The organism is Kitasatospora sp. NPDC057198 (assembly GCF_042670125.1).
Lineage (GTDB): Bacteria > Actinomycetota > Actinomycetes > Streptomycetales > Streptomycetaceae > Kitasatospora.
Genome location: NZ_JBHUWH010000035.1, coordinates 1 through 19,765, shown reverse-complemented (window position 1 = coordinate 19,765; position 19,765 = coordinate 1). Strand labels below are relative to the sequence as shown.

18 protein-coding genes and 1 pseudogene are annotated in these 19,765 nt (G+C 74.4%); 11 read left to right on the top strand and 8 right to left on the bottom strand.

Annotation, left to right across the window (positions count from 1 at the left end; all coding sequences use genetic code 11):
* Window positions 1-102: 102 nt before the first annotated feature.
* Entirely contained in the window at window positions 103-849 is a 747-nt protein-coding gene (locus ACFUEL_RS06800; protein WP_380234953.1) for an alpha/beta hydrolase family protein, read from the top strand.
* Between the two features lie 7 nt (window positions 850-856).
* Here the strand turns inward: ACFUEL_RS06800 and ACFUEL_RS06795 are convergent, their stop codons facing one another.
* Window positions 857-1,468 carry a Maf family protein gene (locus ACFUEL_RS06795; RefSeq protein ID WP_380234952.1) on the bottom strand — a complete coding sequence of 204 codons (612 nt, stop codon included), beginning with the start codon at window positions 1,466-1,468 and terminating at the stop codon, window positions 857-859.
* Between the two features lie 36 nt (window positions 1,469-1,504).
* Complete coding sequence (gene mmpB, locus ACFUEL_RS06790) at window positions 1,505-1,630, bottom strand: morphogenic membrane protein MmpB (protein WP_380234950.1); 126 nt, start codon at window positions 1,628-1,630, stop codon at window positions 1,505-1,507.
* Window positions 1,631-1,883: 253 nt separating this feature from the next.
* Here mmpB and ACFUEL_RS06785 point away from each other — a divergent pair, with 253 nt between their 5' ends.
* Window positions 1,884-2,300, top strand: coding sequence for a DoxX family protein (locus ACFUEL_RS06785; RefSeq protein ID WP_380234949.1), 417 nt, complete (start codon window positions 1,884-1,886; stop codon window positions 2,298-2,300).
* Window positions 2,301-2,532: 232 nt separating this feature from the next.
* Here ACFUEL_RS06785 and ACFUEL_RS06780 read toward each other — a convergent pair whose 3' ends face one another.
* The gene (locus ACFUEL_RS06780; RefSeq protein ID WP_380234948.1) at window positions 2,533-2,736 is read right to left on the bottom strand and encodes an acyl-CoA carboxylase subunit epsilon; all 204 of its coding nucleotides are present in this window, start codon (window positions 2,734-2,736) and stop codon (window positions 2,533-2,535) included.
* A gap of 22 nt (window positions 2,737-2,758) precedes the next feature.
* Window positions 2,759-4,348: an acyl-CoA carboxylase subunit beta gene (locus ACFUEL_RS06775; RefSeq protein ID WP_380234947.1), complete on the bottom strand. Its 1,590-nt coding sequence runs from the start codon at window positions 4,346-4,348 to the stop codon at window positions 2,759-2,761.
* A 201-nt stretch (window positions 4,349-4,549) separates the two neighbouring features.
* Between ACFUEL_RS06775 and ACFUEL_RS06770 the strand changes: the two genes are divergently transcribed.
* The 3 genes and pseudogenes from ACFUEL_RS06770 to ACFUEL_RS06760 all read left to right on the top strand — a co-directional run.
* Complete coding sequence (locus tag ACFUEL_RS06770; protein WP_380234945.1) at window positions 4,550-5,446, top strand: biotin--[acetyl-CoA-carboxylase] ligase; 897 nt, start codon at window positions 4,550-4,552, stop codon at window positions 5,444-5,446.
* Between the two features lie 239 nt (window positions 5,447-5,685).
* Window positions 5,686-6,753 carry an adenylate/guanylate cyclase domain-containing protein gene (locus ACFUEL_RS06765; protein ID WP_380234943.1) on the top strand — a complete coding sequence of 356 codons (1,068 nt, stop codon included), beginning with the start codon at window positions 5,686-5,688 and terminating at the stop codon, window positions 6,751-6,753.
* Window positions 6,754-6,930: 177 nt separating this feature from the next.
* Window positions 6,931-8,070 (top strand): annotated as a pseudogene (locus ACFUEL_RS06760) (diguanylate cyclase domain-containing protein); the annotation flags it as partial.
* A gap of 836 nt (window positions 8,071-8,906) precedes the next feature.
* On the opposite strand, the gene ACFUEL_RS06755 reads toward ACFUEL_RS06760, so the two are convergent.
* From ACFUEL_RS06755 to hutH, 4 genes are all read right to left on the bottom strand, one after another.
* Entirely contained in the window at window positions 8,907-9,506 is a 600-nt protein-coding gene (locus ACFUEL_RS06755; RefSeq protein WP_380234942.1) for a hypothetical protein, read from the bottom strand.
* 47 nt (window positions 9,507-9,553) lie between these two features.
* On the bottom strand, window positions 9,554-9,895 hold the full coding sequence (locus ACFUEL_RS06750) for a hypothetical protein (protein WP_380234941.1): 342 nt from the start codon (window positions 9,893-9,895) through the stop codon (window positions 9,554-9,556).
* Window positions 9,896-9,999: 104 nt separating this feature from the next.
* On the bottom strand, window positions 10,000-10,872 hold the full coding sequence (locus ACFUEL_RS06745) for a MurR/RpiR family transcriptional regulator (RefSeq protein WP_380234940.1): 873 nt from the start codon (window positions 10,870-10,872) through the stop codon (window positions 10,000-10,002).
* Between the two features lie 167 nt (window positions 10,873-11,039).
* Window positions 11,040-12,602 (bottom strand): histidine ammonia-lyase, encoded by a 1,563-nt coding sequence (gene hutH / locus ACFUEL_RS06740; RefSeq protein ID WP_380234964.1) that lies wholly within the window; start codon window positions 12,600-12,602, stop codon window positions 11,040-11,042.
* 106 nt (window positions 12,603-12,708) lie between these two features.
* On the opposite strand from hutH, the gene ACFUEL_RS06735 reads away from it, so the two are divergent.
* The 6 genes from ACFUEL_RS06735 (at window position 12,709) to hutI (ending at window position 19,749) form a co-directional block, all read left to right on the top strand.
* A complete protein-coding gene (locus ACFUEL_RS06735) occupies window positions 12,709-13,098 on the top strand; it encodes a hypothetical protein (protein ID WP_380234938.1) in 390 nt (129 codons plus the stop codon).
* A gap of 35 nt (window positions 13,099-13,133) precedes the next feature.
* Window positions 13,134-13,949, top strand: a complete 816-nt coding sequence (fdhD, locus tag ACFUEL_RS06730; RefSeq protein ID WP_380234937.1) for a formate dehydrogenase accessory sulfurtransferase FdhD — start codon at window positions 13,134-13,136, stop codon at window positions 13,947-13,949.
* A 336-nt stretch (window positions 13,950-14,285) separates the two neighbouring features.
* Window positions 14,286-15,971 (top strand): urocanate hydratase, encoded by a 1,686-nt coding sequence (gene hutU / locus ACFUEL_RS06725; RefSeq protein ID WP_380234936.1) that lies wholly within the window; start codon window positions 14,286-14,288, stop codon window positions 15,969-15,971.
* Window positions 15,972-15,982: 11 nt separating this feature from the next.
* Window positions 15,983-17,170, top strand: coding sequence for an allantoate amidohydrolase (locus ACFUEL_RS06720; protein ID WP_380234963.1), 1,188 nt, complete (start codon window positions 15,983-15,985; stop codon window positions 17,168-17,170).
* Entirely contained in the window at window positions 17,155-18,507 is a 1,353-nt protein-coding gene (locus ACFUEL_RS06715) for a formimidoylglutamate deiminase (RefSeq protein ID WP_380234934.1), read from the top strand. Before ACFUEL_RS06720 ends, ACFUEL_RS06715 begins: the two co-directional genes overlap by 16 nt.
* 75 nt (window positions 18,508-18,582) lie before the next feature.
* A complete protein-coding gene (hutI, locus tag ACFUEL_RS06710) occupies window positions 18,583-19,749 on the top strand; it encodes an imidazolonepropionase (RefSeq protein WP_380234933.1) in 1,167 nt (388 codons plus the stop codon).
* Window positions 19,750-19,765: the final 16 nt, after the last annotated feature.

The window sequence follows — 19,765 nt, the reverse complement described above, 5'->3', positions numbered from 1 at the left end:
GGTCCGGGTGACAACGGAACGGTCCAGACCATTGACCCGGATCCGGCCGCTCCCTAGCGTCACAGCCACAACCGCACCATTCGTACGATTCACGGGGGAAACGTGAAGCGTTCCACGCTGCCCGTCGCGCTGGCCGCGACCGCACTGCTGCTCACCGCCTGCTCCGGCGGCTCCGGGAAGACCGGTGCCGCGCCCGCCCCGAGCGCCGACACCTACGGCTGCCTCACCGCGGCCGAGGCCGAGAAGGGGGCCTTCGCCCTGGACGCGGGCACCTCCGGCGGCACCGGCCTCGACGCCTACTACCGGGACTCCGACGCCGGTCACGCCAAGGTCGCGGTGGTCTTCTCGCACCAGCGGGACGGCTCGCTCTGCGAGTGGGCGCTCGACTTCCCGGCCTTCACCGAGGCCGGGTACGCCGTCCTGGCCTACACCTCGGAGGGCGACGTCACCGAGGTGATCAAGGCCGGCTCCGCCTACCTCAAGACCAAGGGCGTCGGCGCGGTCGCGCTGGTCGGCGCCTCCAAGGGCGGCGCCGGCTCGCTGGTCGCCGCCAAACTGGACAACCCGCTGCCGATCGAGGCCGTGGTGTCGCTCAGCTCGCCCGAGACCTACCCCCAGTACAACGCCGCGCTCGCGGTCACCCGGGTGAAGACGCCCACCTACTTCGCCGCCGAGCAGAACGACTCCCCGTTCAACGACAACGCCAAGGCCCTCTACGACGCCTCGGTCGCCGAGGACAAGCAGCTCAAGATCTACCCCGGCGGCAACCACGGCTCCGCCCTGCTCAAGGACGGCGCGCTGCCCGACGTGCTCGGCTACCTGGCGAAGCACGCCCCCGCGGCGGGCTGAGCCGGGGTCAGGCCCACAGGTCGGTGATGCGCACGTCCAGCTCGGCGAGCAGGCGGCGCAGCAGCGGCAGCGACAGGCCGATCACGTTGCCGGGGTCGCCGTCGATCCCCTCCACGAACGGTGCCGAACGGCCGTCCAGGGTGAACGCCCCGGCCACGTGCAGCGGTTCGCCGGAGGCGACGTACGCGGCGACCTCGGCGTCGTCCGGCGTCCCGAACCGGACGGTGGTCGAGGCGGTCGCGCCCGCCCGCCGCCCGGTCGCGGTGTCGATCACGCAGTGACCCGTCCGCAGCACGCCCTCGCGGCCGCGCATCGCCCGCCAGCGGGCGACGGCCTCCGCCGCGTCGGCCGGCTTGCCCAGCGCGGCGCCGTCCAGCTCCAGCACCGAGTCGCAGCCGACCACCAGCGGCGGCTCGCCCGGCTCGCCGGCCAGCTCGCCCGCGACCTTCTCCGCCTTCGCCACCGCCAGCACCAGCGCCAGCTCGCCCGGCGTGTCGGCGCTCAGCGCGTCCTCGTCCACCCCGCTCACCCGCACCAGCGGATCCAGGCCCGCCTGCCGCAGCAGGCCCAGCCGGGCGGGGGAGGCGGACGCGAGAACCAGCGGGCGGCGAGCGGTCATGCGGACAAGCCTAGTGCCGCGACGGGCGACCTCCGCCTACACCAGCACCAGGGCCGCCCCGAGCAGCGCCAGCAGCGCGATCAGCACCGCCGTCCGGCGCAGCCTGCGCTGCACCTCACGAGCCTCTTGCGACGGCTCGTCGCGGGGGTCTGACCAGAGCACCACACCAGCCTGCAACGGGCGGGCCGGGCGCGCCTGAGTATCCGTACTCAGTCCTGCGCACCGGAACGGTTCGGGTACCCCTTGACGCCGGGCCCCCCGTTGCCTGCAATAGAGCAATTGGATTGTCGGGTCCATGATCGGCGGCGTGCGGTCGCCGGCCTGCTCCCGTGCCCGACGCCATGTCACCCCACATGGTCAGGGCACGCGCACAGCTCCAGAACCACCCCACTGGTTTCGGCTGAGGAGACAAACCATGTCCCAGTTCACCACCACGGCGAGAACCACCACCGCCGCGGCCCGCCCCCACCTGATCGCCCTGCACCGCGCGGTCGTCGGGCTGCTCTTCGCCTGCCACGGCGCCGCCTCCCTGTTCGGCGTCCTCGGCGGCGCCTACGGCGGCGGCAGCATCAAGGCCGGCACCTGGCCCGGCTGGTACGCCGCGGTCATCCAACTGGTCTGCGGCTCCCTGGTCCTGCTCGGCCTGGGCACCCGCGTCGCGGCGCTCGTCGCCTCCGGCTCGATGGCCTACGCCTACTTCACCGTCCACCAGGAGAACGCGCTCTTCCCCATCCAGAACGGCGGCGAGTCCGCGGTGCTCTTCTGCTGGGCCTTCCTGCTGATCGCCGTCCTCGGCCCGGGAAGTTTCACGCTGACCGGCCGCGAGAAGTGAGCGTCCAGGGACTCGGGTAGAGCCCCTTCAGGGACTCGGTGCGAACGGCGGGAAGCGCATTCAGGGGCCCGGGGAACGGCGGGGCCGTGCTGCTGGTGGCCGGAGCCCATCGGAGGTTCGTGCTGCTGCATGTTTTTAACGGAACCGGAAGCCGATGCGCGCTCCGGCAGTGAACCGTCAGCAGCCACGGCCTCGCCGTTCCCCGAGCCCCTGGTTTCGCCTCTCGCCGTTCTTACCGGACGGGCCAGAGGCTGGTGCGCCAGGCGTGCGGGCCCGGGGCGGGGAGGGGGCGCGGGGTGCGGGTGGTCCAGGCGGTGGCCGGGCCGCGGGCGGGGGCGTCGGCGGCCCGCGCCGCGGCCCGGGATTGGACCACCGCCAGGACGGTGGCCAGCTCCTCGGGGGTCGGCTGCCCGTGCAGCACCTGAATGGGGGTCATGGCGCAGGGGTCCCTTCGGGAATCAGAGCGGGATGTTGCCGTGCTTCTTGGGCGGCAGCGCCTCCCGCTTGCCGCGCAGCGCGCGCAGGCCGCGGACGATGTGCCGCCGGGTCTCGCTGGGTGCGATGACCGCGTCGACGTAGCCGCGCTCGGCGGCCAGGTACGGGTTGAGCAGGGTGTCCTCGTAGGAGGCGAGGAGTTCGGCGCGGCGCTCCTCGCCGAGGCCCTCGGCCTCGGCGGCGGCGATCTCCCGGCGGTGCAGGATGTTGACCGCGCCCTGGGCGCCCATCACGGCGATCTGGGCGGTCGGCCAGGCCAGGTTGAGGTCGGCGCCGAGGTGCTTGGAGCCCATCACGTCGTACGCGCCGCCGAACGCCTTGCGGGTGATGACGGTGATCAGCGGCACGGTGGCCTCCGCGTAGGCGAAGATCAGCTTGGCGCCGCGCCGGATGATGCCGTCCCACTCCTGGCCGGTGCCGGGCAGGAAGCCGGGCACGTCGACGAAGGTCAGCACCGGGATGTTGAAGGCGTCGCAGGTGCGCACGAAGCGGGCGGCCTTCTCGCTGGCGGCGATGTCCAGGCAGCCGGCCAGGTCCATCGGCTGGTTGCCGACCACGCCCACCGGGTGGCCCTCGACCCGGCCGAAGCCGATCACGATGTTGCCCGCGTACAGCGGCTGGACCTCCAGGAAGTCGCCCTCGTCCAGGACGTGCTCGATCACCCGGCGGATGTCGTACGGCTGGTTCGCCGAGTCCGGGACGATGGTGTCGAGTTCGAGGTCCTCGGCGGTGACGGTGAGGTCGGCCTCCTCGGGGTAGGCCGGCGGGTCGCTGAGGTTGTTGGAGGGCAGGTACGACAACAGCGCCTTGACGTACTCGATCGCCTCCTTCTCGTCGGCGGCCAGGTAGTGCGCGTTGCCGGACTTGGTGTTGTGGGTGCGGGCGCCGCCGAGCTCCTCCATGTCGACGGTCTCGCCGGTGACGGTCCTGATCACGTCCGGGCCGGTGATGAACATGTGGGAGGTCTTGTCGGCCATCACCACGAAGTCGGTCACGGCGGGGGAGTAGACCGCGCCGCCCGCGCACGGGCCCATGATCAGCGAGATCTGCGGGATCACGCCGGAGGCGTGCACGTTGCGGCGGAAGATCTCGCCGTACAGGCCGAGCGAGACCACGCCCTCCTGGATCCGGGCGCCGCCGGAGTCGTTGATGCCGATCATCGGGCAGCCGGTCTTCAGCGCGAAGTCCATCACCTTGACGATCTTCTCGCCGAACACCTCGCCCAGCGAGCCGCCGAAGACCGTGAAGTCCTGCGCGAACACGGCGACCTGGCGGCCGTCCACGGTGCCGTAGCCGGTCACCACGCCGTCGCCGTACGGGCGGTTCTTCTCCTGGCCGAAGTTGGTGGAGCGGTGCCGGGCGAACTCGTCGAACTCCACGAAGGAGTCCTCGTCGAGGAGTTCGACGATCCGCTCGCGCGCGGTCAGCTTGCCCTTGGCGTGCTGCTTCTCGACTGCCGCGGCCGAGCCGGAGTGCACCGCCTCGTCGATCCGCCGGCGCAGGTCGGCGAGCTTCCCGGCGGTGGTGTGCGGGTCCTGCGGTGCCTGGGTCATTCCGGTGGCTCTCCCTGCGTCCTCGGCCGCCGGCCCGGGCGTGCGAGGAGTGCGGGCAGGGCGGCGCTGCGGTCTACCGTTGAGTAGCGTAACCAGCGCCGACGCGCGCGTGGTTATGGCCATCGCCACATCGTCCCACCGCGTCTTCTGCGGGACGATGAAGCGGCGTGCGGCGTCCGCGCGGCGGCCTAGGCTGGTCCGGTGACCACTCCCGACAGCCCCCGCCCCCGCCGCTCCGGCCTGCGCGGCTTCGGCCACGACGGCCCCTCCCCGTGGACCGACCTGGAGCGCCCGCCGCTGGACGAACGCGCCCTGCGGCTCGACCTGGTGCGCCCCGGGGCGCTGTGGACCTCACTCGATGTGGTGAGCGAGACCGGCTCCACCAACGCCGACCTCGCCGCCCGCGCCAAGGACGGCGCACCCGAGGGCGCCGTGCTGGTCGCCGAGTCGCAGAGCGCCGGGCGCGGCCGCCTCGACCGCCGGTGGAACGCGCCACCCCGCTCCGGGCTGTTCCTGTCGGTGCTGCTGCGCCCGCGGGGCGTGCCGGTGGAGCACTACGGCTGGCTGCCGATCCTGGTCGGCACCGCCGTCTCCGCCACCCTCGACCGGGTCGCCGGGGTGCGCACCGGCCTGAAGTGGCCCAACGACCTGCAGGCCGTCGTCGACGGGCAGGAGCGCAAGCTCGGCGGCATCCTCACCGAACTGTCCGGCGGCGCCGTGGTGGCCGGCCTCGGCCTGAACGTCTCGCTGCGCGCCGACGAACTCCCCGTCCCCACCGCGACCTCGCTGGCACTGGCCGGCGCGGAGACCACCGACCGGCCCACCCTGCTGCGCGCCGTGCTGCGCGAGTTCGCCGAACTGTACGGCGAGTGGACGGCCGCCGGCGGCGACCCGCACGCCAGCGGCCTGCTGCCCGCGTACACCGCCCGCTGCACCACGCTGAACCGGCCGGTGAAGGTCCAACTGCCCGGCGAGCGCGAACTGCTCGGCGAGGCCGTCGCGGTGGACGGCGACGGCCGCCTGGTGGTGCGCACCCCCGACGGCGCCCGGCACCCCGTCGCCGCCGGGGACGTGGTGCACGTGCGCCCGCAGGGCTGACGCGTGCGCCCGCGGGGCCGACGCGTGCGCCCGCGGGGCTGAGCAGGGCCGGGGCGCTCCGGTCTCACCCTGCGGGACCGACCGACCGGCTGCCGGGCGGATGCCCCGGATTACGCGATTCCGTGCGAACATTCCACCTGGCAGCGGTGTGAGGCTCGCCACTACCCCCGCGGTGGTCGCGTGCCCGCACCTCAAGGACGGCAAGACACAAGTGCGGCTGGCCGCACGGGGACGGACCGGTGACAGACAACGGCGGCGCCACGACGGGCTCCGGCAGCGGCGCGACGGACGACGGGACCAACGTCGCCACCGACCTGGAGCGGCTGATCCTCGACGCGCCGCGCAAGTACACCCCGTACCAGGCCGCGCGCGCCGCCGAAGTCCCGATGGACCTCGCCACCCGGTTCTGGCGCGCCATGGGCTTCCCCGACATCGGCCAGTCCCGCGCCCTCACCGACAACGACGTGATCGCGCTGCGCCGGCTGTCCGGCCTGATCGAGTCCGGGCTGCTCAGCGAACCCATGGCGATCCAGGTCGCCCGCTCCACCGGCCAGACCACCGCCCGGCTGGCCGGCTGGCAGATGGACACCTTCCTCGACAACCTCACCCAGCCCGTCGAACCCGGCATGAGCCGCTCCGACGTCGCCTATCCGCTGGTCGAACTGCTCCTCCCCGAACTGGAGCAGTTCCTGGTCTACGTCTGGCGCCGCCAGCTCGCCGCCGTCACCGGCCGGGTCGTCCAGGCCGCCGAGGACCACGAGGTCACCTCCGGCCGGCTCGCCGTCGCCTTCGCCGACCTGGTCGGCTTCACCCGGCTCTCCCGCCGGCTGGAGGAGGAGGAGCTCGGCGAACTCGTCGAGGGCTTCGAGAACACCTGCTCCGACCTGATCGCCGGCCAGGGCGGCCGGGTGGTCAAGACCCTGGGCGACGAGATCCTGTTCGTCTCCGAGGACCCGGCCACCGTCGCCGAGATCGCCCTCTCCCTGGTCGAGACCCTCGCCAAGGAGGACAACATGCCCGCCCTGCGGGTCGGCATGGCCTTCGGCACCGTCACCTCCCGGATGGGCGACGTCTTCGGCACCACCGTCAACCTCGCCTCCCGGCTCACCTCGATCGCCCCCAAGGACGCCGTCCTGGTCGACGGCGAACTCGCCGCCGCGCTCGAACAGCAGGGCACCGCCGCCCTCCCGGAGAGCGCACCCGGACCCGGCCACCGCTTCCACCTCCAGCCGATGTGGCGCCGCCCCGTCCGCGGCCTCGGCCTGGTCGAACCCTGGCTGCTCACCCGGGCGCCCGCCGCCGACTGACCCCGCTCCCCGCTTCCTCACCCGAAAACCGCACGGACCGCCCTAGGCTGGGTAAAAGGGTCACGCGGGCAGAGGAGAAGGCTTACGGTGAGTGAGGCGACCATGGACGAGCGGGCCTCGTTCGAGGCGGCGGCACCCGACCTGCGACTACAGGCCGTGGTCGAACTCGCCCAGGACATGGCGGGCGCGATGACCCCGCTGGAGGCCGTTCGGGCCGCCGCCGTCCGCGCCGTCTCCGCGCTCGGCGCCACCATGGCCGCCGTCTCGGTCTGGGACCGCGAGTCCGGACGGCTGCGGGTGCTGGTCAACCACGGCGAACTCGCCCCCGGCGAGGAGGAGCTCCCCGAGGACGAGTCCTACCCCGTCGCCGACTTCCCCGAGATCGTCACCTACCTGGAAGAGCACTGGACCACCGGCCGGCTGCCCCGCGCCTGGACCCAGACCGCCGAGGACACCGGCCCGCACACCGGCCACCAGGACCACGGCTCCGGCGCCTTCTGCCGCCAGCGCGCCGCCGGACTGCGCCGCCGCGGCCGCGGCTGCTGCCTGGTCGCGCCGATCGTCCTGCACGGCCAGGCGTGGGGCGAGCTCTACCTCGCCCGCGGCACCGGCATGCCCGCCTTCACCGACGCCGACGCCGAGTACGCCACCCTGCTCGCCGCCCAGGTCTCGGCCGGCCTCGCCCAGACCGAACGCGTCGCCGACCTGCGCCGCCTCGCCTTCACCGACGCCCTCACCGGCCTCGCCAACCGCCGCGCCGTCGACGCCCGCCTCGACACCGCGCTCAAGGCCCACACCCGGGACGGCGCGGTGGTCTCCCTGGTGGTCTGCGACGTCAACGGCCTGAAGCGGGTCAACGACCAGCTCGGCCACGAGATGGGCGACCGCCTGCTCGAACGCTTCGCCCACCAGCTGTCGCTGTCCGCCGCCAAACTCCCCGGCAGCCTGGCCGCCCGGCTCGGCGGCGACGAGTTCTGCCTGCTCGCCGAGGGCCAGTCGGCCGACGAAGTGGTCGCCATCGCCGAGGAACTCTGCGCCCGCGCCCTGGAGTTGACCGACGGCGAGGGCGTCGCCTGCGGCATCGCCTCCACCGGCGACTCGATCGGCCCGGTCACCACCCCCGACCGCCTGTTCCGGCTCGCCGACGCTGCCCAGTACCGCGCCAAGGCCGGCCGCGCCGCCCACCCCGTCGTTGCCGGACGCAGCCACGGCCCCGCGTACGCCCCCGACCCGACCGTGCAGCTCGCCGACGCCGCCGACCCCCGGCGCAAGGCCCCCGGCGGGCGCCCGAACGGCGACCGCCGCCGCTTCCGCGGCGCCGCGCACAGCGCCGACCCCGGCCAGCTCCTCACCGCCGTCCTCGGCGCCCTCGACCAGGGCGGCGGCACCCACCCCGCCGACACCCTCGGCCGGCTCACCCTGGTCGCCGAGACCGCCGCCCGGCTGCTCAACGCCGTCGGCTGGTGGATCTCCTACGTCCCACCCGGCTCCTGCCTGATGCGCACCGCCCGGCACGCCGTCTACCGGATGACCGGCGGCCCCGCCAGCGCCCGCGCCCAGACCCAGCGCGCCCAGATCGAGGCCCCCGACGCCGTCTTCGACCTCCGCCACTACCCCCTCACCTCCCGCACCGTCACCGGCGGCTCCTTCACCCTCCGGGCCGGCGCCCCCGGCAACGACGCCGCCGAGGAGGCCGTCATGGTCGTCTCCGGCTACCGCGCGATGGCCGCAGCCGGCGGCTGCAACCCGGCCGGCGGCTGGCTCCTCGAACTCTTCGCCGACGAATCCACCCTCCCCCTCACCCAGACCGCCCCCGCCCTGCGCGCCCTGATCGCGGTCGCCCTCAGCGGCCCCAGCTCACCGCCCCCGGCGTAGGGGAGCACCCTCCAGGGGTCGGGGGAACTGTCGGCAGACGAGCATGCACAATCAGGGGCCCGGGGAACGGCGGGGCCGTGCTGCTGACGGCCGGAGCCCATCGGAGGTTCGTGCTGCTGCGTGTCTGTGACAGAACCAGAAGCAGATGCGCGCCACGGCAGTGAACCGTCAGCAGACCCGTGCTCGCCGTTCCCCGAGCCCCTGGCGGGGCTCCCTGGCGGGGCTCTCTGTCGGGGCTCCCAGCCGGGGCTCTCAGCCGGGGCTTCCTGGCGGGGCGCTCAGGAGGGGAGCAGGACCGGGGTGCCGCCGGAGAAGTCGTAGGTGCGGGAGTCGAGGTCGGTGCTGACGGTGACCCGGTCGGGGCCGTTCCAGTGGGCCTCGGTGAAGGCGCCGCTGCCCGGGAACCTGCCGGCGGCGGTGAGGAGCGTCCAGCGGCGGCCGGACCAGCCGGAGCCGTTCTCGACCTGGACCTCCCAGACCTGCGACTCGGTCTCGGTGGTGTCCGTGCCGTGGTGGATCACCGTCAGGACGCGGTCGGCGCCGCCGGGTGCGGCGCTGACGGTCTTCTGCTCCGGGTAGCGCGGCGGGTCCACGCCCAGCCCGAGGCCCCACGCGGCCGCGAGGCCGAGCGCGGACAGGCCCACGAGCAGGGCCGTGCCGATCGCCACGACCTTCCGGACCAGGCGGCCGCCGAGCAGCAGGGCCGCCGCCAGGGCCGCCGCGGTGATCAGGGCGGGCAGCCAGTCGGCCTGCCCCAGGCTGTCGGCGAGCACCGTCCGGCCGCCGGAGCGGGTCTCGTGCTCGCCCCAGGCCAGGGCGGCCTCGGCGAGCAGTGCCACCCCGGCGCACCCCCACCCGGTGGCCCGTCGAACGTCCATCCGTCTCCCCCTTCTCCGGCGGACACGATAGCGCTCCTGAGGTGGCGTCAGGCCGCTTCGTCGCCGTCCCAGTCGATGCCGATCTCGGCCAGCCAGCGGCGGTCCGCCGCGTCGGGTTCGGGGGTCGGCTGGCCGGGGCGGGCCGGCGGGCGCGGGATGTGCTGGACCGGGCCGACGCCGTAGCGGGCGGCGGCTTCCTCGGCCGCTCCGTCCCCGGGCTCCAGGACGCCGATGTGCACGGCTTCCTCGTCGCCGGGGTCGAGGACGACCAGTTCGGGGTTGGGCGGGCGGCGCAGGGCGATGCGGCGGCCGCAGAGCGGGCAGGACCATTCGTCGGCCCCGGAACCGAGCCGTCCGGTGAGTCTCATCTGGTGGATCGGCGGTGGCATGGGACTTCCCCCGTCCGAGCTGTCTTTCTCCCTTCTCAGAGGGATGCCCGCTCAGCACCCGGCGCCAACCCGACGAAAAGGTGTCATTCGGCAAACAACAGGTGTCAGTCCAGGAAGAGTTGACGGGCCGTCGCGGACTGCTCGATGGCCTCCAACCGGGCTTCGGCGCCGGGCAGTTCGTCGCACATGGTCTGCAGCAGGACGCGGCCGAGCATCATCGGCGCGCACGCGGTGTCGAAGACCAGGCCGGTGCCGACGGCGGCGGGCAGCAGCACGTCGGAGAGCTTGGCGACCGGGGCGAACGCCGAGTCGGCGACGGTGAGCACGGTCAGGCCGCACTCCCGGGCCACCGCGAGGGCGTCCATCAGCTCGCGCGGGTAGCGCGGCAGGGCGAAGCAGAGCAGCGCGGTGGCCCCGGCGGCGGCGGCCTGCTCCAGCCGGTCGGCGAGCATCGAGCCGCCCTCGTCGAGCAGCCGGACGTCCGGGTGCACCTTGCCGGCGAAGTACGAGAAGCCGCGGGCCTGCGCGGAGGCGGCCCGCAGGCCGAGCACCGGCAGCGGGCGGGAGGCGGCCAGGATCCGGGCGGCGCGGACGATCGGGGCCGGGTCGGCGAGCAGTTCGGCGAGGTGCCGCAGGTGCTCGATCTCGGCGAGGACGGCCTGCTGGTGCTCGTTGCGCACCACCTCGTCGTGGCTCTCGGCCGGGCCGCTCTCGCCGACGCCGAGCTCGCGCAGCTGCTTGCGCAGGGCCGGGTAGCCGTCGTAGCCGAGCGCGACCGCGAACCTGGTCACCGACGGCTGGCTGACCCCGGCGAGTTCGGCGACCTCGACGCTGGACAGGAACGGCGCCTCGGCGGCGTGCCGGACCAGCGAGTGGGCGATCCGCCGCTGGGTGGGGGTGAGCCGGTGGCCCTCGAAGAGGTGGAGCAGCCGGGCGGAGGGCCCGGCGGTGGTGCCGGTCTCGTCCAGGGCGGTCATGTGCGGTACCTCCACGCTCGGTTGGACGGTCGCCGGTGGCTTCGACGGTGGGACGACTGTCGCGCAGTCCCGGCAGGTGGGCAATCGCGTATCGACTGGCGGGACGGGCGGGTCCGGAGGCCGGTGGGCCGGTTCCGGTGGGTGCGGCCCGCCCGTCCCGCCAGGGGTCAGGAGAGCGGTCCGGTGACCTCCTCGACGGCCGCCAGCAGGGCGCCTGAGGCGACCAGGGCGGCCGCGGCCTCCAGGTCCGGCGAGAGGAAGCGGTCACGGCCCGGGCCGCCGACCCCGGCCGCGCGGGCCGCGGCGACGGCGGCGGCGGTCGCCGGGGCGAGCACGCCGGGCTGCGCGGCGGCCTGCTCCCGGATCTCCAACGCCCGTGCGGCGGCGACGAGTTCCACCGCGAGGACGCGGCCCAGGTTGTCCACCGCGCGGCGCAGCTTGCGGGCCGCGGACCAGCCCATCGAGACGTGGTCCTCCTGCATCGCCGAGGACGGGATGGAGTCGACCGAGGCGGGCACCGCCAGCCGCTTGTTCTCGCTGACCAGCGCGGCCTGGGTGTACTGGGCGATCATCAGGCCGGAGTCGACGCCCGGGTCGTCGGCGAGGAAGGCGGGCAGGCCGTGCGAGCGGGCCCGGTCGAGCAGCCGGTCGGTGCGCCGCTCGGCGATCGAGGCCAGGTCGGCGGCGGCGATCGCCAGGAAGTCCAGCACGTAGCCGACGGGCGCGCCGTGGAAGTTGCCGTTCGACTCGACCCGGCCGTCCGGGAGCACCACCGGGTTGTCCACCGAGGCAGCCAGCTCCCGTTCGGCGACCAGCGCGGCGTGCGCCAGGGTGTCCCGTCCGGCGCCCGCGACCTGCGGGGCGCAGCGGATCGAGTACGCGTCCTGCACCCGCGGCGCGTCGTCCTGGTGGTGGCCGGTCAGGCCCGAACCGCGCAGCACCGACAGCATGTTGGCGGCGGACGCGGCCTGCCCGGGGTGCGGACGGATCGGGGCGTGCAGCTCGGGGGCGAGCACCTTGTCGGTGCCGAGCAGCGCCTCCAGGCTCATCGCGGCGGTGACGTCGGCGGTGGTGTAGAGGCGGCGCAGGTCGGCCAGGGCCATCACCAGCATGCCGAGCATGCCGTCGGTGCCGTTGATGAGGGCCAGGCCCTCCTTCTCCAGCAGTTCGACGGGGGCGATGCCGGCCTCCGCGAGCAGTTCGCCGGCCGGCCGCTCCACCCCGTCCGGGCCGAACGCGGTGCCCTCGCCCATCAGCGCCAGCGCGCAGTGCGAGAGCGGCGCGAGGTCGCCGGAGCAGCCCAGCGAGCCGAACTCCCGCACCGCCGGGGTGATGTGCGCGTTCAGCAGCGCGGCCATCGTCTCGGCGACCAGCGGGCGCACGCCGGTGCGGCCGGAGGCCAGCGTCTTCATCCGCAGGAACACCAGCGCCCGGACGACCTCGGTCTCCACCACCGGCCCCATGCCCGCCGCGTGCGAGCGCACCAGCGAACGCTGCAGCTGGGCCCGCAGCTCCGGGCTGATGTGCCGCACGGCCAGCGCGCCGAACCCGGTGGACACCCCGTACACCGGCCGCGGCTCGGCCGCCAGCGCGTCGATCCGGGCCCGGGCCGCGGCCATCTCGGCGAGCGCGTCCGGCCCGATCTCCACCCGGGCCCCGCCGCGGGCGACGGCGAGGACGTCCTCGGCGCTGACGTCGGCCTTGCCGACCTGGACGACGACACTGTGCATATCCATATGCACAATCTCATCAGGTGAATGGTGATGTGACAAGCAGGGTCGCGGCCGCAGCGCTATGCTCCGTCCCCGCACGGGCGTACGGGCGGAGGGGACGGCGATGGGCACCGCGGACGGCAAGAACGGCATCCTGATGGTCCGGGTGGCCGGGCCCGGCCGCAATCGGTACCGCGTCGACAGCGGCGGCACCCCGCTCGGCTGGGCCGAGCCCGGGGGCACCACCCCTGTCGTACTGGCCCCCGGCACCCACCGGATCCGGCTCCGCGCCCTGCGCAACGTCCGCACCAACGCGGTGCACGTGGACGTCCCTGCCGGCGGCCGGGTCCGGGTCGAGCTCCGCGGCACCTACTTCCTCGCCCTGCTGCTCGTCCCGATCGCGATCGCCGTGTTCTTCGGCCGGGCGTACGGCCTGGGCGCGATGGCGCTGTTCAGCGCCACCCTCTACGGCATCCCCGGCGCCGCGATCCGGCTGCGCGCCGTGGACGCCTGACGGGTGGTTGACTAGCCCGCGGAGGTGCGAGACGCATGGCGCGGGCGACGGAACGACGACGAGTGGTGCGGCTGAACGGGGACGGGCGCTCCGTGCGGCCCGACAGCCTCGCGGCCGAGGAACCGCTGGAGATCCGGATCGGCGGCGAGGCGCTCACCGTCACCATGCGCACCCCCGGCCACGACTTCGACCTGGTCGCCGGGTTCCTGGTCGGCGAGGGCCTGGTCGGCGCCACCGACGAACTCGCCGCGCTGCGCTACTGCGCCGGGACGGACGCGGACGGCGCCAACACGTACAACGTCGTCGACGCCACCGTCCGCGGCGCCCGCCCCGCGCTCTCCGCCCACCGCAACCTGCTCACCACCAGCGCGTGCGGCCTGTGCGGCCGCGACACCGTCGACGCCGTCCGCACCCGCTCCCGCTGGGACGTCGCCCCCGACCCGCTGACCGTGCCCGCCGCCGTCCTGTACGAACTCCCCGAGCGGCTGCGCGCCGCCCAGCGCGCCTTCGACACCACCGGCGGACTGCACGCGGCCGGGCTCTTCGCCGCGGACGGGTCGCTGCTGTGCGTCCGCGAGGACGTCGGCCGCCACAACGCCGTCGACAAGGTCGTCGGCTGGGCGCTGCGCGAGGGCCGCCTCCCGCTGACCGGCCACCTGCTGATGGTCTCCGGCCGCGCCTCCTTCGAACTCACCCAGAAGGCCGCCCTCGCCGGCCTCCCCCTCCTCGCCGCCGTCTCCGCCCCCTCCTCCCTGGCCGTCGACCTCGCCGAAGAGCTGGGCCTGACCCTGGTCGGCTTCCTCCGCGACCGCTCCGCGAACGTCTACACCCGCCCCGACCGGATCTCCTGAGGGCCCCGCCAGAGGGCCCCGCCAGAGAGCACCGCCAGGGGCTCGGGGAACGGCGAGGCCCAGTCTGCTGACGGTGCACTGCCGTGGCGCGCATCTGCTTCCGGTTCCCTTGAAGACACGCAGCAGCACGGACACTTCGATGGGCTCCGGCCGTCAGCAGCACGGACCCGCCGTTCCCCGGGCCCCTGGAGGTGCATGCTCGTCTGCCGACAGTTCCCCGAGCCCCTGAAGGGGCTCTCCTGCGCCTCTGGTTGGGTGCTTCCCGCCGTGGTCCTGTTTGGATATATTCAGTCTCGTCGTTCATGAATGAATTGCATCCGGCAGGGAGGCTGGCCCATGGCAGAGCAGACGAGCGGCCCGCGCGAGGTCCGCGCGGCGCGGGGGAGCGGGCTCAGTGCGCAGGGGTGGCAGCAGGAGGCGGCCCTGCGGATGCTGATGAACAACCTGGACCCGGAGGTCGCCGAGCACCCGTCCAAGCTGGTGGTCTACGGCGGCACCGGCAAGGCGGCCCGGGACTGGCGCTCCTTCGACGCGATGGTGCGCACGCTGGAGGGGCTCAGGCAGGACGAGACCATGCTGGTGCAGTCCGGCCGTCCGGTCGGCGTGATGCAGACGCACGAGTGGGCGCCGCGGGTGCTGATCGCCAACTCCAACCTGGTGGGGGACTGGGCGAACTGGGAGGAGTTCCGCCGCCTGGAGTCGCTCGGCCTCACCATGTACGGGCAGATGACCGCCGGGTCCTGGATCTACATCGGGACGCAGGGCATCCTGCAGGGCACCTACGAGACCTTCGCGGCGGTCGCGAACAAGAAGTTCGGCGGCAGCCTGGAGGGCACCATCACCCTCACCGCCGGCCTCGGCGGCATGGGCGGCGCCCAGCCGCTCGCCGTCACGATGAACGGCGGCGTGGCGATCTGCATCGACTGCGACCCGTCCCGGATCGCCCGCCGGATCGAGCACCGCTACCTCGACGTGGAGGCGAGCAGCCTCGACCACGCCCTGCAACTGGCCGTCGAGGCCCGGGACAAGCGGCGGCCGCTCTCGATCGGCCTGCTCGGCAACGCCGCCGACCTGCTGCCGCAACTGCTCGCGATGGACGCCCCGATCGACGTCGTCACCGACCAGACCAGCGCCCACGACCCGCTCGCCTACCTGCCGTCCGGCGTCGCCTTCGAGGACATGGCCTCCTACGCGGCCGAGAAGCCCGCCGAGTTCACCACCCGGGCCCGCGAGTCGATGGCCCGGCACGTGGAGGCGATGGTCGGCTTCCAGGACCGCGGCGCGGAGGTCTTCGACTACGGCAACTCGATCCGCGGCGAGGCGCAACTCGCCGGGTACGAGCGGGCGTTCGCCTTCCCCGGGTTCGTCCCGGCGTATATCCGGCCGCTGTTCTGCGAGGGCAGGGGCCCGTTCCGCTGGGCGGCGCTCTCCGGCGACCCGAAGGACATCCACAAGACCGACAGGGCCGTGCTCGACCTGTTCCCCGAGAACGAGTCGCTGCACCGCTGGATCACCATGGCCCAGGAGAAGGTGCACTTCCAGGGCCTGCCCGCGCGGATCTGCTGGCTCGGCTACGGTGAGCGCGACAGGGCCGGCGAGCGGTTCAACGACATGGTGGCCTCCGGCGAGCTGTCCGCGCCGATCGTGATCGGCCGTGACCACCTGGACTGCGGGTCGGTCGCCTCCCCGTACCGGGAGACCGAGGCGATGCTCGACGGCTCCGACGCGATCGCCGACTGGCCGCTGCTGAACGCCATGGTCAACGTGGCCTCCGGCGCGTCCTGGGTGTCGATCCACCACGGCGGCGGCGTCGGCATCGGCCGCTCGATCCACGCCGGGCAGGTCACCGTCGCCGACGGCACCGCGCTGGCGGGGGAGAAGATCCGCCGCGTCCTCACCAACGACCCCGGCATGGGCGTCATCCGGCACGTCGACGCGGGCTACGACCGGGCCTCCGAGGTCGCGCAGGAGCGCGGGGTGCGCGTCCCGATGAACGAGCACGGCCCGGTGGGCGAGCGGTGAGCTTCGACGCGATGTGGGCGGAGCTGCTCCCGGTGGGCCGCTCCGCCGCCACTGGCGGCTACCGGCGGCACGCCTGGAACTCCGCGGACGCCGAGTGCCGGGCCTGGTTCGAGCAGCAGGCCCGCTCCCGCGGCCTGGCGTACGGGACGGACCGCAACGGCAACCAGTGGGCCTGGCACGGGGACCGGACGGCCGGGGACGCCGTGGTCACCGGCTCGCACCTGGACTCCGTCCCGGACGGCGGCGCCTACGACGGACCGCTCGGGGTGATCTCCGCCTTCGCCGCGTACGACGAACTGCGGTCCCGGGGCGTGGAGTTCACCCGTCCGCTGGGGATCGTGAACTTCGCGGACGAGGAGGGCGCCCGGTTCGGCGTCGCCTGCGTCGGCTCCCGGCTGGCCACCGGCGTGCTCGGCCGGGAGGCCGCGTACGCGCTGCGCGACGCCGACGGGGTGCGGCTGCCCGACGCGATGGAGCGGGCCGGGCACGACCCGGCGCTGATCGGGCCGGATCCCGAACTGCTGGGCCGGATCGGCGCGTTCGTCGAACTCCACGTCGAGCAGGGGCGCTTCCTCGCCGAGCGGCAGCCGGTCGGGGTGGCCGGCGCGATCTGGCCGCACGGGCGGTGGCGGTTCGACTTCCACGGCGAGGCCAACCACGCGGGCACCACCCTGCTCGCCGACCGCCGCGACCCGATGCTGACCTACGCCACCACGGTGCTGGCCGCCCGCAAGAAGGCCAGGCTGGCCGGGGCGCTGGCCACCTTCGGCAAGGTCGCGGTCGAGCCGAACGGCACCAACGCCGTCGCCTCGCTGGTCCGCGGCTGGCTGGACTCGCGCGCCCCCGACGAGGAGACCCTGCGCCAACTGGTCGAAGGGATCGGGCAGTCGGCGGTGGAGCGCGGCGAGCGCGACGGCGTCCGGGTCGAGCTGACCCGCGAGTCGTACACCCCCGTCGTCGACTTCGACGCCCCGCTGCGCGACCGTCTCGCCGCGCTGCTGGACGCCCCCGTCCTGCCCACCGGCGCGGGACACGACGCCGGGATCCTGGCCTCCGCCGTCCCGACCGCCATGCTGTTCGTGCGCAACCCCACCGGGGTCTCGCACTCCCCGGCCGAGCACGCCGAACGGGCCGACTGCCACGCCGGGGTCCGCGCCCTGGCCACCGCACTGGAGGACATCGCATGCCGCCCGTCGTGACGTACTGGGCCGAGCACGCCTGGCTGCCGCACCCGAACGGCCCGGCCGTCCAGCCCGAGGTGCTGATCACCGTCGGCCCGGACGGCCGGATCACCGGGGTCGCCCCGCGCAGCGGCCCCTGCCCCGCCGGGGCCGTCCGGCTGGCCGGGCTCGCCCTGCCCGGCCAGGCCAACGCGCACTCGCACGCCTTCCACCGGGCGCTGCGCGCCCGCACCCAGGTCGGCTCCGGGACGTTCTGGACCTGGCGCGACACCATGTACAAGGTCGCCGCCGCGCTCGACCCCGACCGCTACCTGGCGCTCGCCACCGCCGTGTACGCCGAGATGGCGCTCGCCGGGATCACCGCCGTCGGCGAGTTCCACTACCTGCACCACGCGCCCGGCGGCACCCCGTACGCGAACCCGAACGCGATGGGCGAGGCGCTGGTCGAGGCCGCCGCCCGGGCCGGGATCCGGATCACCCTGCTCGACACCTGCTACCTGTCCGCGGGCTTCGGCGCCGGGCCGACCGAGCACCAGCTGCGCTTCTCCGACGGCGACGCGGACGCCTGGGCCGAACGCGCCGCCGCCCTGGCGGACCGCCCGCACGCCCGGATCGGCGCCGCCGTGCACAGCGTCCGGGCCGTCCCCGCCGAGCAGTTGGGCACCGTCGCGCAGTGGGCCGCCACCCGCCGGGCCCCGCTGCACGTCCACCTCTCCGAGCAGACCGCCGAGAACGACGCCTGCCTCGCCGCGCACGGCGTCACCCCGACCCGGCTGCTCGCCGACCACGGCGTCCTCGGCCCGCGCACCAGCGCCGTGCACGCCACCCACCTCACCGACGAGGACGTCCGGCTGCTCGCCGGCTCCGCCACCACCGTCTGCATGTGTCCCACCACCGAGCGGGACCTCGCCGACGGCATCGGCCCGGCCCGGCAGCTCGCCTCCGCGGGCTGCCCGATCACCCTCGGCTCGGACAGCCACGCCGTCATCGACCCGTTCGAGGAGGCCCGCGCCCTCGAACTCGACGAACGCCTGCGCACCCGCACCCGCGGCCACTGGACGGCGGGCGCCCTGCTGAAGGCGGGCACCTCGGACGGCCACGCCTCGCTCGGCTGGCCCGAGGCCGGCCGCCTGGAGCCGGGCGCGCTCGCCGACTTCTGCGTCCTCGCCCTCGACTCCGTCCGCACCGCCGGGCCGCCGCCCGTGCTCGGCGCCGAGACCGCGGTGTTCGCGGCGGGCGCCGCCGACGTCCGCCACCTGGTGGTCGGCGGGCGGCACGTCGTCGAGGACGGCGTGCACCGGCTCGTCCCGGAGACCGGGCGCGCCCTCGCGGACGCGGTGGCCGCCCTGCACTGAGACCCGCCCCGCACTGAGACCCGCCCCGCGCCGAGACCCGCCCCGCCCCCGACACCCCGAAGGGCCCCCGCGTCCATGAGCCTGCTCATCAGCAACATCGGTTCGCTGGTCACCAACGACCCCGCCCTCGGCGCGGGCCCGCTCGGCCTGCTGGCCGACGCCGCCGTGGTGCTGGACGGCGACCGCGTCGCCTGGGTCGGGCCGGCCGCGGCCGCGCCCGCCGCCGACGAGCACACCGACGCGGGCGGGCGGGCGCTGCTGCCCGGCTTCGTCGACAGCCACGCGCACCTGGTGTTCGCCGGCGACCGCACCGCCGAGTTCAACGCCCGGATGTCCGGCCGGGCGTACGAGGCGGGCGGCATCCGCACCACCGTCGCGGCGACCCGGGCCGCCTCCGACGCCGAACTGAACGCCAACCTGACCCGCTACCTGGCCGAGATGCTCCGCCAGGGCACCACCACCGTCGAGGTGAAGTCCGGCTACGGCCTGAGCACCGCCGACGAGGCCCGCTCGCTGCGGATCGCCGCCGGGCACACCGAGGAGACCACCTACCTGGGGGCGCACGTGGTGGCCCCCGAGTACGCCGGCGACCCGGACGGGTACGTGGAGCTGGTGACCGGCGAGATGCTGGCCGCCTGCGCGCCCTACGCCCGCTGGGTGGACGTGTTCTGCGAGCGCGGCGCCTTCGACGGCGACCAGGCCCGCGCGGTGCTGACCGCCGGCGTCGCCGCGGGCCTGCGGCCCCGGGTGCACGCCAACCAGCTGGGCCACGGCCCCGGCGTGCGGCTCGCGGTGGAGCTGGGCGCCGCGTCCGCCGACCACTGCACCCACCTGACCGACGAGGACGTCGCCGCGCTGGCCGGGAGCGACACGGTCGCGACGCTGCTGCCGGGCGCCGAGTTCTCCACCCGCGCGCCCTACCCGGACGCCCGGCGGCTGCTGGACGCGGGCGCCGCCGTCGCGCTCTCCACCGACTGCAACCCGGGCTCCAGCTTCACCAGTTCGATGCCGTTCTGCGTGGCCGTCGCGGTCCGCGAGATGGGCATGACCCCGGACGAGGCGGTGCACGCCGCCACCGCGGGCGGCGCGCTCGCGCTGCGCCGCACCGACGTCGGCCGGATCGCCCCCGGCACCCGGGCGGACCTGCACCTGCTGGACGCGCCCTCGCACGTCCACCTGGCGTACCGTCCGGGCGTCCCGCTGACCGCCGCGGTGTGGCGGGGCGGGGTGCGCAGGGTCTGACGGGCCGGGCGGGCGG